Genomic DNA, 11,558 nt, shown 5'->3' with positions numbered 1-11,558 from the left:
ATGTCGTGGCCGGTGGGCCCGGGACGATGAGGTGGGGTAACCATGAACGCGCCGTACGACGGTGACCGCGGTCAGGCCGCGGGCCGCTCGGGCCACCCCGAGGGCCCGCCGCCCGAGCCTGGCCAGGTGCCGCCGCAGCACCCGGCGGACATGTACCTCCAGGACGCCTACGACCAGGACCCCTACCGGTCCCAGGACCTCACCGCGCAGGACCCGGTCGCCGAGGCGCTCTACGACCGTGCCGCGCACCCCCCGCCGCCGGGCATGCAGCAGCCGCAGCAGCCGCTGTACGGTCGGCCCCCGCAGTCCCCGTACGCCCCCGACCCGCATGTATGGGCCCAGACCCCGGCGCCCGAGCCTGAGGGCCCCACCCAGTACCTGCCGTACGGCGACGATCCCCGCACGACCCAGTTCGTGGGCGTGGACGATCTGGTGACGCACTCCGGTGAGGAGCAGCACCAGCCCGACGCCTTCGCCCACCTCTTCCGGGACCAGCAGCAGAGCGGTCACCGCTCCTCGGAGCCCCCGTCGGTACCCGGCCCCGCGTCGGCCCCGGGCGGGCAGGGAGCGGTACCGGCGTACCAGGTCCCGGTGACGCCGTCCGCCGCGACGGATCAGACCATGAACCTCACGGCCACGCCGGCCCCTGCCGCCCCCGCCGCCCCCGCCGCGAAGAAGGGCGGACGCGCGTCGGGCCTGCTGAAGTCCAGCGCCGTGATGGCCGCGGGCACGATGGTCTCCCGCCTCACCGGCTTCGTCCGCTCGGCCCTGATCGTCTCGGCACTCGGTGTCGGCCTGCTCGGCGACACCTTCCAGGTCGCCTACCAACTGCCCACGATGATCTACATCCTGACCGTCGGCGGTGGCCTCAACTCGGTCTTCGTTCCTCAGCTCGTGCGGGCCATGAAGGAGGACGAGGACGGCGGCGAGGCGTACGCCAACCGACTGCTCACGCTGGTCATGGTGGCGCTGGGCCTGCTCACGGTCGGCGCGATCGCCGCAGCGCCCGTACTGATCCGCCTCCTGTCCGACTCGGTCGCCAGCGACCCGGCGGCCAACGAGGTCGGCATCACCTTCGTCCGCTACTTCCTGCCCTCGATCTTCTTCATGGGCGTCCACGTGGTGATGGGGCAGATCCTCAACGCGCGCGGGAAGTTCGGCGCGATGATGTGGACGCCGGTGCTCAACAACATCGTCATCATCGTGACGCTGGGCATGTTCATCTGGGTCTACGGCACCGCCGCCGACTCCGGCATGCAGGTCACGACCATCCCGCCGGAGGGCGAGCGACTCCTCGGCATCGGGGTCCTGCTCGGCCTTGTCGTGCAGGCCCTCGCCATGATCCCGTATCTGCGCGAGACCGGGTTCCGGCCGCGGCTGCGGTTCGACTGGAAGGGCCACGGCCTCGGCAAGGCGGCGACCCTCGCCAAATGGACCGTCCTCTTCGTACTGGCCAACCAGGCCGGCGCGCTCGTCGTCACCCAGCTGTCCACCTCGGCGGGCAAGGACTCGCCGGTCGACGGCACCGGCTTCGCCGCCTACGCCAACGCCCAGCTGATCTGGGGCCTGCCGCAGGCCATCATCACCGTCTCCCTGATGGCCGCCCTGCTGCCCCGCATCTCCCGCTCGGCGGCCGAGGGCGACGGCGGCGCGGTCCGCGACGACATCTCCCAGGGACTGCGCACCACGGCCGTCGCGATCGTCCCGATCGCCTTCGGCTTCCTCGCGCTCGGCATCCCGATGTGCACACTGATCTTCGGCTCCTCCGGCACCAGCGAGGCCACGAACATGGGCTTCATGCTGATGGCCTTCGGCCTCGGCCTGATTCCCTACTCCGTGCAGTACGTCGTCCTGCGCGCCTTCTACGCCTACGAGGACACCCGGACCCCCTTCTACAACACCGTCATCGTGGCCGCGGTCAACGCGACTGCCTCGGCGGTCTGTTACTTCGTCCTCCCGGCACGCTGGGCCGTGGTCGGCATGGCGGCCTCCTACGGTCTGGCGTACGCGATCGGCGTCGGCGTCGCCTGGAACAGGCTGCGCAAGCGGCTCGGCGGCGACCTCGACGGCTCCCATGTCCTGCGGACCTACGCACGGCTGTGCATCGCCTCCGTACCTGCCGCTCTCATCAGCGGCGCGGCCTGTTACGGCATCGGCCACAGCCTGGGTCAGGGTGTCCTCGGTTCCTTCGCGGCGCTGCTGGCCGGAGGAGCCCTGTTGTTCGGCATTTTCTTCGTCGCCGCCCGCCGCATGCGCATCGAGGAGCTCAACTCACTCGTCGGCATGGTCCGCGGACGCCTGGGTCGCTGATACAGGGGGTAGGCGCACAACCATCGTCCTCCGCCGCGTGTCGTGCATAGCGGCGGACTGTGGGCACAATTGGGTTCGGCGTCGGACGGCGAGGTCCAGCGGCGCGCATCGAATGGGGAGGCAGGAACGACGGTGGCGGAACGGAGCACAGCTGCCGTCGACGTGGCAGACAACAGCGGTGACAAGCCGCTGACCGCACAAGCGGACCAGTCCACGGCCGACGGGGTGGTCAAGAACCGGGAGCAGGACACGGACAGCGACGAGGCACAGGGGAGTGGCGGGGCGGAGCGTCCCGGAAAGGCCTCACCACCGGAACTGCACAGCGGCCACAAGCTCGCCAGACGCTACCGCCTCGAAGAGTGCGTCACCCGTCTGGACGGTTTCAGCAGTTGGCGCGCGGTCGACGAGAAACTCCGCCGTGCCGTGGGCGTCCACATTCTGCCCGCGGATCACACACGGGCCCGTTCGGTGCTGGCAGCTGCCCGCTCCTCGGCCCTGCTCGGCGATCCCCGATTCGTCCAAGTGCTGGACGCCGTCGAGGAGAACGACCTCGTCTATGTCGTCCATGAATGGCTGCCGGACGCCACCGAGCTGACCGCGTTGCTCGCGGCCGGCCCGCTGGAGCCGCACGACGCTTACCAGATGGTGAGTCAGATCGCCTCCGCCATGGCCGCCGCCCACCGCGAGGGCCTGGCGCACCTGCGGCTGAACCCCAACGCCGTACTGCGCACCTCCTCGGGCCAGTGGCGCATCCGCGGCCTCGCGGTGAACGCCGCCCTGCGCGGCATCACCACCGACACCCCGCAACGCACCGACACCGAGGCGATCGGCGCTCTGCTGTACGCGGCGCTCACTCAGCGCTGGCCGTACGAGAACGACGCCTACGGCCTGTCGGGGCTGCCCAAGGACGTCGGGCTGATCGCCCCCGACCAGGTACGCGCCGGAGTCCACCGGGGCCTGTCGGAGCTGTCCATGCGCGCCCTCGTCAACGACGGGGCGACCGCCTCCCGGCACGAGGCCGCCTGCACGACACCGGAGGAGCTGGTGAAGGCGATCGGGGAGATGCCCCGCATCCGCCCGCCGGAGCCCGCGTTCACCGCCCCGCCCGAGTACCAGCGCACCACGTACCAGCAGGGCACCTACGGTCGTCCCGCGCCGCACCCGGGCGTCACCCAGCAGGTGGCGACCCCGCCGCCCCCGCTGCAGAGCCCCACCGGCAAGGCATTGAAGTGGGCGGTCTCCGCCCTTCTCATCGCCGCCCTCGGACTGGGCAGCTGGCAGCTCGCGGACGCTCTGATGAACCGGGACAAGTCCGACGACACCAACCAGACACAGACGACGGACGAGGGCGACAAGAACAGCAGCGCGCCCAAGCCGGTCAAGACGCTCAAGATCCACGACGCCGCCGAGTACTACCCGGACGGCACTCCCCAGCACGCCGACGACGTGGCGCTCACCTATGACGGTGACAGCTCCACGTACTGGCGGTCGCGCTCCTTCGACGAAGGGCCCGTACTCGCGCCGTTCAAGAAGGGTGTGGGCATCGTCTACGACCTGGGCTCCGAGCAGAGCGTCTCGGCAGCCGCAATAGGGCTTCACTACAGCGGCAGCTACACCGCCGCGAGCCTTTACGCGGCCGATTCACTCTCGTCGTCGGCGTCTCTCACCTCCATGACGAAGATCGCCGACGCCCAGACGTCCGGGCAGGAACTGAAGATCTCCGCCAAGACGCCGGTGAAGACGCGGTACGTTCTCGTATGGATCACCGCCGCGCCACGCTCGGGGGCGGATGAGTACAGTCGCGAGGGCTACAAGCAGGCCATCACCGACGTTAGGTTCACGGGCTGACGTCTCACCGGAGGGGGAGGAGGTCCGATGGCGGATGGCGCCGGATTCGACGGAGCGAGCGACCAGGACCTCCTCACTCGCCATGTAGAGGGCGACCCCGACGCCTTCGGTGAGCTCGTACGGCGTCACCGCGACCGACTCTGGGCAGTCGCCCTGCGCACGCTGGGAGACCGCGAGGAGGCCGCTGACGCCGTCCAGGACGCTCTTGTGTCCGCGTACCGGGCCGCCCACACCTTCCGCGGCCAATCCGCCGTCACGACCTGGCTGCACCGCATCACGGTGAACGCCTGCCTGGACCGCGCCCGCAAAGCGGCTTCCCGCAAGACCTCACCCGTCGACGACACCGAGCGACTGGAGCAGCTGCTCGAGCCGCACGAGTCGGCGTCCGCCCCCGCCGAACGCAACGATCTTCACCGCCAGCTCCTCGAAGCGCTCGGCACTCTCCCGCCCGACCAGCGAGCCGCCCTCGTCCTCGTGGACATGCAGGGATACCCGGTCGCCGAGGCGGCCCACGTGCTCGACGTTCCGACCGGGACGGTGAAGAGCCGCTGCGCGCGGGGCAGAGCCAGACTCCTGCCGCTCCTCGCCCATCTGCGCCCGGCCGGCGCCGGAGGCGACAGAGAAATCGGCACAGGACGGAACCGGGCGCAGGGGACATCCGTCCCACCGGCAGCGGAACCTCGGGACGAGGGGCCGGGCAACGCCGGGACAGGCGATTCAGCTGCTGTGAAGGGCGGAGGTGGGCGAGCGTGACCTCGACGACGGACACGGCCGGACACCCTGACGTCGCGGAGATCTCCGACCTCACCGAGGGCCTGCTCGCTCCCGCTCGGAGTGCCGACGTACGTCAGCATCTGGACGGCTGCGAGCTCTGCGCTGACGTGCATGCGTCGCTCGAGGAGATCCGTGGCCTTCTGGGCACTCTCCCCGGCCCACCGCGCATGCCGGACGATGTCGCCCACCGAATCGATGCAGCTCTCGCCGCCGAGGCGCTGCTGAACTCCACGGCACCGCAGGACGCCCAGGCTTCCCAGCCGGTCGGCGCGGTCACGGCCGATGCTGACGCGCGCCACGTTTCACGTGAAACAGCGACAGTGACAGCGACAGACCGACCTGCCGGGCGCGCCCGCCCCACCACCACCGGCCCGGGCCGTAAGGAGCGGAAGAAGGGCGGCCGCCGCAGGGTCGCTGTCCTCGGCGCGGTCCTCACAGCCGCGGCACTGGGACTCGGGTCCGTGCTGGTGTCCTCACTCACCGGCGGCGGGGCGCCGGGCAGTTCGGCCCATCAGTCCACCGGGCCCGACACCTTCTCCGCGACCGGGCTGGAAGGGCGGGTCACTGATCTGCTCACCAAGGTTCAGGGCTCCCGCTCACCACAGAGCCTGGGTATCCAGGGCGAGTCCGACTCCGCATCGCCCGGTACCGCCTCACCCAAGACCCTCCTGCAACCCACGATTCCCCCCTGCGTACAAGCGGGCATCGGTCGCAGCGACACAGCCCTCGCCACCGAGCAGGGCACCTATCAGGGAACGAACGCCCTGCTCGTCGTGCTGCCGGACTCATCCGACAGCACCCGGATCGACGCCTACATCGTGGACACCACCTGTGTGCAACACCCGGCGTCGAGTCCGGCGAAGGTGCTGCTGACGAACACCTACACGCGGCGCTGACGGCTGACGCCCACGTCTCCGTCGCGCGTCGTGCCTTCCTGGCATCCCCCACCGCGTCGTCCCTCCGTGTGCCCGGACACACCGGGAATGCACGCCCCTTAGGATCCGTTGGGTGGGGTGAGAGTCCAAGTAGCTCCCACCGCTCGACCGATGCAGTCCCCAGAGACGAGGAATCAAGCCGTGAGCGACGTCCGTAACGTGATCATCATCGGCTCCGGGCCCGCCGGCTACACCGCGGCGCTCTACACCGCGCGCGCTTCCCTGAAGCCGCTCGTGTTCGAAGGCGCCGTCACCGCGGGCGGCGCACTGATGAACACCACCGAGGTGGAGAACTTCCCCGGCTTCCAGGACGGCATCATGGGCCCCGAGCTCATGGACAACATGCGCGCCCAGGCCGAGCGCTTCGGTGCCGAGCTCATCCCGGACGACATCGTCTCCGTCGACCTCACGGGTGAGATCAAGACCGTCACGGACACCGCAGGCACGATCCACCGGGCCAAGGCCGTCATCGTGACCACCGGCTCCCAGCACCGCAAGCTCGGCCTGCCGAACGAGGACGCCCTCTCCGGCCGCGGGGTCTCTTGGTGCGCCACCTGTGACGGCTTCTTCTTCAAGGACCAGGACATCGCCGTGATCGGCGGAGGCGACACCGCGATGGAGGAGGCCACCTTCCTCTCGCGCTTCGCCAAGTCCGTGACGATCGTCCACCGTCGGGACACCCTGCGCGCCTCCAAGGCGATGCAGGAGCGTGCCTTCGCCGACCCGAAGATCAAGTTCGTCTGGGACAGCGAGGTCGCCGAGATCCAGGGTGCCCCGAAGCTGGCCGGACTGAAGCTGCGGAACCTCAAGACGGGCGAGCTCTCGGACCTCCCGGTGACCGGCCTGTTCATCGCGATCGGCCACGACCCGCGCACCGAGCTCTTCAAGGGTCAGCTCGACCTCGACGAGGAGGGCTACCTGAAGGTCGCCGCGCCCTCCACTCGGACGAACGTGACCGGTGTCTTCGCCGCCGGCGACGTGGTCGACCACACCTACCGCCAGGCGATCACCGCGGCCGGCACCGGCTGCTCCTCCGCTCTCGACGCCGAGCGCTACCTCGCCTTCCTCGCGGACGAGGAGCAGGCAGAGCCCGAGAAGACCTCCGTCTGACCCTCCCGCCCCACCGCACAGAGAATTAAGGAGCCCCCTGTGGCCGGCACCCTGAAGAATGTGACCGACGCCGACTTCGAAGAGGTCGTACTCAAGAGCGACAAGCCCGTCCTGGTGGACTTCTGGGCCGAGTGGTGCGGCCCGTGCCGCCAGATCGCCCCTTCACTCGAGGCCATCGCCGCCGAGCACGGCGACAAGATCGAGATCGTGAAGCTCAACATCGACGAGAACCCGGGTACGGCCGCCAAGTACGGCGTCATGTCGATCCCGACGCTGAACGTGTACCAGGATGGCGAGGTCGCCAAGACCATCGTCGGTGCCAAGCCGAAGGCCGCGCTCGTCCGCGACCTGGAGACCTTCATCTCCGAGTGACGCGCTGAGCCGTCCCGCAAGCGGCTGATGTTTCACGTGAAACACCTATGGGCCGGCCCGAGAGGGCCGGCCCATACGCTTTGCCGCGCCTCAGAGCGGCCGCAGCGCCGGCTCCTTCTGGACCGCCCCCAGCAACCGGTCCAGCGCCATCTCCACGTCTTCCTTCCAGGAGAGCGTGGTGCGCAGCTCCAGCCTCAGCCGAGGGTGAGCGGGGTGGGGACGCACGGTCTTGAAGCCGACTGCCAGCAGATGGTCGGCCGGGAGCATGCAGGCCGGTTCCTTCCAACGGGCGTCACCGAACGCCTCGATCGCCTTGAAGCCCCGTCGCAGCAGATCCTTGGCGACCGTCTGAACCATCACGCGGCCGAGCCCCTGTCCCTGGTAGCCCGGCATGATGAAGGCAGTCATCAGCTGCACGGCATCCGGCGACAGCGGGCTCGTGGGGAACGCCGTCGAGCGGGGGACGTAGTCAGGCGGGGCGTAGAGCACAAAGCCCACGGGGACGTCGTCCACATAGACCACCCGGCCGCACGACCCCCAGTCCAGCAGGACGGCAGAGATCCAGGACTCCTTCTCCAGGGCGGGCGTACCCGCTTTTACCGCGGCCGCACCGCGGACGGGGTCCAGCTCCCAGAAGACACACGCCCGACAGCGCTTGGGAAGGTCTTGAAGGTTGTCCAGCGTGAGCGGTACGAGCCGACGCCCCATGAAGGCTGTTCCTCGCTTCCTTCGCTCGCAGCGTCGCGAGCGGCTGTCAGAGCGCTCCGTTCCCTGAGCAGGCTGCCGACGAAACCGCCGACCGCTCCCAGGCCCAGCCCGGCGCTCACCAATCCGGTCCGGCTCATCGTTCGCATGGCCCCCGCCTCCCGCTCCGAGGTACTGCCAGGTGGATGCGCCACAAACCCAATCGCATCGTATCCACGATGCGATTCCATCGATACTGCCTGAAAGCAAAGAGCGAGCCGTGTTCCGGTACACACCGGACACGGCTCGCTCACAGGTCCCACGACCGACCCGTGCTCGGCCGAGCTGCGGCTCAGCCTTCCGATTCCTCGACGTCGCCCTCCACGAGGCCCTTCTGAAGTACGGGGCCTTCACCGGGCGCGAGCGAGTCGAGGATGCGCTCCAGGTCCTCCATGGAGGCGAACTCGACGGTGATCTTGCCCTTCTTCTGCCCAAGGTCGACCTTCACCCGGGTTTCGAAGCGATCCGAGAGCCGGGTCGCGAGGTCGGTCAGTGCCGGGGAGACCCGACCGCCGGCCCGCGGCCCCTTCGCCCGCTGAGCCGTCTGCGGACGCGAACCCATGAGGGTCACGATCTCCTCGACGGCCCGTACCGAAAGACCCTCAGCCACGATGCGGTGGGCCAGCCGGTCCTGCTCCTCCGAGTCGTCGACGGAGAGCAGCGCCCGAGCGTGACCGGCGGAGAGCACTCCGGCCGCGACCCGGCGCTGGACCGCCGACGAGAGCTTGAGCAGACGCAGTGTGTTGGAGACCTGCGGGCGGGACCGACCGATGCGGTCGGCCAGCTGGTCGTGTGTGCAGTTGAAGTCCTTGAGCAACTGGTCGTACGCGGCTGCCTCCTCCAGCGGATTCAGCTGAGCCCGGTGGAGGTTCTCCAGTAGGGCGTCCAGGAGAAGCTTCTCGTCGTCCGTGGCCCGCACGATCGCCGGGATCGCCTCCAGGCCGGCCTCGCGGCAGGCCCGGAAACGCCGCTCACCCATGATGAGCTCGTAACGCGCGGGGCCGAGTTGGCGAACGACGACCGGCTGGAGGAGGCCGACCTCCTTGATGGAGGTGATGAGCTCGTGCAGCGCGTCCTCGTCGAAGACCTCACGCGGCTGGCGCGGGTTCGGCGCGATGTGGTCCAGGGGGATCTCGGCGAAGTGCGCGCCGATAGGAGGCGGGGGCGTCTCCAAAGAGCCGTTCGCCAACAGCTCCTCTGTTTCACGTGAAACAGGCGGGAGCGTGGCCACCTTCGCCGCGGCCACTCCTCGATCGGTCGTCAGAACCGGTACAGCTGCGGGGGACAAGGATCCTCCCACTGCGGCCTGCGCCGGTGTCTTCTCCGTCGGGGCAGCAGGGATCAGTGCACCAAGACCGCGGCCCAGCCCCCTCCGTCGCTCACTCACTGGATGTCCTCCACCATGTTCGGGTTGTTCTGGGCGCCGATATGGGCGTGTGTCGCGTCGTAGCTGACCCCGACACCCCTCAGCGCCAGCTCTCGTGCTGCCTCGAGGTACGAGAGGGCGCCGCTCGATCCCGGATCATAGGTCAGCACCGTCTGTCCATAGCTCGGCGCCTCGGAGATACGGACCGAGCGGGGAATGCTCGTCCTCAGCACCTCCTCCACGAAGTGGGTGCGCACCTCCTCGGCGACCTGCGACGCGAGGCGCGTCCGGCCGTCGTACATGGTGAGCAGAATGGTCGACACATGCAGGGTGGGATTGAGGTGTCCCCGCACCAGGTCGACGTTGCGCAGCAACTGCCCCAGACCTTCCAGCGCGTAGTACTCGCACTGGATAGGGATGAGGACCTCGGCACCGGCCACCATCGCGTTGACCGTCAGCAGACCGAGTGACGGCGGGCAGTCGATGAGGATGTAGTCCAGGGGCTGCTCGTAAGCCTGGATCGCTCGCTGGAGGCGACTCTCACGTGCCACCAGGGACACCAATTCGATCTCCGCACCGGCGAGATCGATCGTGGCGGGAGCACAGAAGAGGCCCTCTACATCAGGGACGGGCTGAACGACTTCCGCGAGCGGACGACTGTCGACCAGCACGTCATAGATGGACGGAACCTCGGAGTGGTGGTCGATTCCCAGGGCCGTGGACGCGTTGCCCTGGGGGTCGAGGTCGACCACCAGGACCCGGCCACCGTGCAGAGCCAGGGAGGCGGCAAGGTTGACGGTCGTCGTCGTCTTGCCCACTCCGCCCTTCTGATTGGCGACCACGATCACACGGGTCTGCTCAGGACGTGGTAGACCCTCGCCGGCGCGGCCCAGAGCCTCCACCGCGAGTTGGGCAGCACGACCGATCGGAGTGTCGTCCATTGGGGGCGGTGTTTCACGTGAAACATCCTCCCCGAACGACTCGGTACGGGGACCGGGGACCGGATCGGTCATCGGTCCCGCGATGTTGGCGTTGGACCGCAAGGATTCACTCTCCTCGACTTCAGGCTCGCAATGCACAGAGCCTCCCATGCCTTCGGGGTCATGAACCAGTGAGGCCTGTTGTTCTGTGGAGAAATCCACCTCTGTGGACAACTCCCGTCCCTCGTCGAGTGAACCGAGAGGCTTACGGTCGCGGGGTTCGGCTGCGGCGCGGCCGCGGCTGATGATGCCGTGGAGCAGAGAGCGACGTTTCACGTGAAACACGATGCACAGCGCCGACAGCCGGATCCCTCGCGACACTCCGTGATGCGCAGGTTTGGCAGCTTCTGTGGAGTACGTCTCAGCGGCGGCGGCGCGTTCGACTGGTGCGGGCCGCCTTGGCCCGCTTGGCGGCGAACCTCACACCACCCGGACTCTCCCCCACCTCGACCCGCACCACCGTGGACAGCGGTTCCACCACGCCTTCACCCACATGCAGGATCGAGGTGCCCACGGCGCCGAGCTTGCTCAGCGCCGTGGACGCGCTCTTCAGCTCTTCCTCGGCGGTGTCGCCCTTGAGGGCGAGCATCTCGCCGTAGGGGCGCAGCAACGGGATGCCCCAGGCGGCCAGACGATCCAGAGGCGCCACGGCACGAGCGGTCACCACATGCACCGGCGGCATCTTGCCCATGACTTCCTCGGCGCGACCGCGTGCGACCGTCACATGGTCCAGGCCGAGGAGCTCGACGACTTCGGTGAGGAAGTTGGTGCGGCGCAGGAGCGGCTCCAGCAGGGTGATCTTCAGGTCCTCCCGCACGAGCGCCAGGGGAATGCCAGGCAGACCGGCGCCCGAGCCGACGTCGCAGACCGTCACGCCCTCGGGCACGACCTCGGAGAGCACCGCGCAGTTCAGCAGGTGCCTCTCCCACAGGCGAGGTACCTCTCGTGGGCCGATGAGCCCACGCTGCACACCTGCCTCGGCCAGGAGCTCGGCGTAGCGGACCGCATCACCGAAGCGATCGCCGAATACCTCTCGTGCCACCTCAGGCGCAGGGGGGAGCTCCGCTGCCTCCGTCACGGGGACCGTCCTTCCGTACCGCATCAGCGCTTCGAGCGCCG

10 protein-coding genes are annotated in these 11,558 nt (G+C 68.7%); 6 read left to right on the top strand and 4 right to left on the bottom strand.

The genetic code is table 11. The annotated features are described in order from the left end of the window. Nucleotides 1–42: 42 nt before the first annotated feature. The 6 genes from murJ to trxA all read left to right on the top strand — a co-directional run bounded on the left by murJ (nucleotide 43) and on the right by trxA (nucleotide 7,349). Nucleotides 43–2,310 (top strand): murein biosynthesis integral membrane protein MurJ, encoded by a 2,268-nt coding sequence (gene murJ, locus ACIPFH_RS22985; RefSeq protein ID WP_401828867.1) that lies wholly within the window; start codon nucleotides 43–45, stop codon nucleotides 2,308–2,310. Between the two features lie 132 nt (nucleotides 2,311–2,442). Further along, the gene (locus ACIPFH_RS22980) at nucleotides 2,443–4,158 is read left to right on the top strand and encodes a protein kinase family protein (RefSeq protein ID WP_401828866.1); all 1,716 of its coding nucleotides are present in this window, start codon (nucleotides 2,443–2,445) and stop codon (nucleotides 4,156–4,158) included. Between the two features lie 27 nt (nucleotides 4,159–4,185). Then, entirely contained in the window at nucleotides 4,186–4,911 is a 726-nt protein-coding gene (sigM, locus tag ACIPFH_RS22975; RefSeq protein ID WP_401828864.1) for an RNA polymerase sigma factor SigM, read from the top strand. Further along, nucleotides 4,908–5,828, top strand: a complete 921-nt coding sequence (locus ACIPFH_RS22970) for an anti-sigma factor family protein (RefSeq protein WP_401828861.1) — start codon at nucleotides 4,908–4,910, stop codon at nucleotides 5,826–5,828. The genes sigM and ACIPFH_RS22970 overlap by 4 nt, the downstream gene beginning before the upstream one ends. 180 nt (nucleotides 5,829–6,008) lie before the next feature. Beyond that, nucleotides 6,009–6,977, top strand: coding sequence for a thioredoxin-disulfide reductase (gene trxB / locus ACIPFH_RS22965; protein WP_401828860.1), 969 nt, complete (start codon nucleotides 6,009–6,011; stop codon nucleotides 6,975–6,977). A 39-nt stretch (nucleotides 6,978–7,016) separates the two neighbouring features. After that, nucleotides 7,017–7,349 carry a thioredoxin gene (gene trxA / locus ACIPFH_RS22960; protein WP_351761935.1) on the top strand — a complete coding sequence of 111 codons (333 nt, stop codon included), beginning with the start codon at nucleotides 7,017–7,019 and terminating at the stop codon, nucleotides 7,347–7,349. 90 nt (nucleotides 7,350–7,439) lie between these two features. Here trxA and ACIPFH_RS22955 read toward each other — a convergent pair whose 3' ends face one another. From ACIPFH_RS22955 to rsmG, 4 genes are all read right to left on the bottom strand, one after another. Further along, nucleotides 7,440–8,057, bottom strand: a complete 618-nt coding sequence (locus ACIPFH_RS22955) for a GNAT family N-acetyltransferase (RefSeq protein WP_356260260.1) — start codon at nucleotides 8,055–8,057, stop codon at nucleotides 7,440–7,442. Between the two features lie 328 nt (nucleotides 8,058–8,385). After that, nucleotides 8,386–9,480: a ParB/RepB/Spo0J family partition protein gene (locus ACIPFH_RS22950; RefSeq protein ID WP_401828857.1), complete on the bottom strand. Its 1,095-nt coding sequence runs from the start codon at nucleotides 9,478–9,480 to the stop codon at nucleotides 8,386–8,388. After that, the gene (locus tag ACIPFH_RS22945) at nucleotides 9,477–10,550 is read right to left on the bottom strand and encodes an AAA family ATPase (protein WP_356260281.1); all 1,074 of its coding nucleotides are present in this window, start codon (nucleotides 10,548–10,550) and stop codon (nucleotides 9,477–9,479) included. Before ACIPFH_RS22945 ends, ACIPFH_RS22950 begins: the two co-directional genes overlap by 4 nt. A gap of 250 nt (nucleotides 10,551–10,800) precedes the next feature. Next, entirely contained in the window at nucleotides 10,801–11,517 is a 717-nt protein-coding gene (rsmG, locus tag ACIPFH_RS22940) for a 16S rRNA (guanine(527)-N(7))-methyltransferase RsmG (protein WP_356260254.1), read from the bottom strand. Between the last annotated feature and the right edge of the window lie 41 nt (nucleotides 11,518–11,558).

Origin of the sequence: Streptomyces sp. NPDC088157 (assembly GCF_044741545.1) — a bacterium.
In the GTDB taxonomy this organism is placed as follows: domain Bacteria; phylum Actinomycetota; class Actinomycetes; order Streptomycetales; family Streptomycetaceae; genus Streptomyces.
The sequence above is the reverse complement of the archived record's forward strand: the minus strand, read 5'-3'. Positions and strand labels throughout refer to the sequence as shown.

Coding starts and splice junctions, on each gene's coding strand:
- sigM (WP_401828864.1), top strand. CDS start 4,186: ATGGCGGATGGCGCCGGATTCGACGGAGCGAGCGACCAGGACCTCCTC.
- murJ (WP_401828867.1), top strand. CDS start 43: ATGAACGCGCCGTACGACGGTGACCGCGGTCAGGCCGCGGGCCGCTCG.
- ACIPFH_RS22955 (WP_356260260.1), bottom strand. CDS start 8,057: ATGGGGCGTCGGCTCGTACCGCTCACGCTGGACAACCTTCAAGACCTT.
- ACIPFH_RS22945 (WP_356260281.1), bottom strand. CDS start 10,550: ATGGGAGGCTCTGTGCATTGCGAGCCTGAAGTCGAGGAGAGTGAATCC.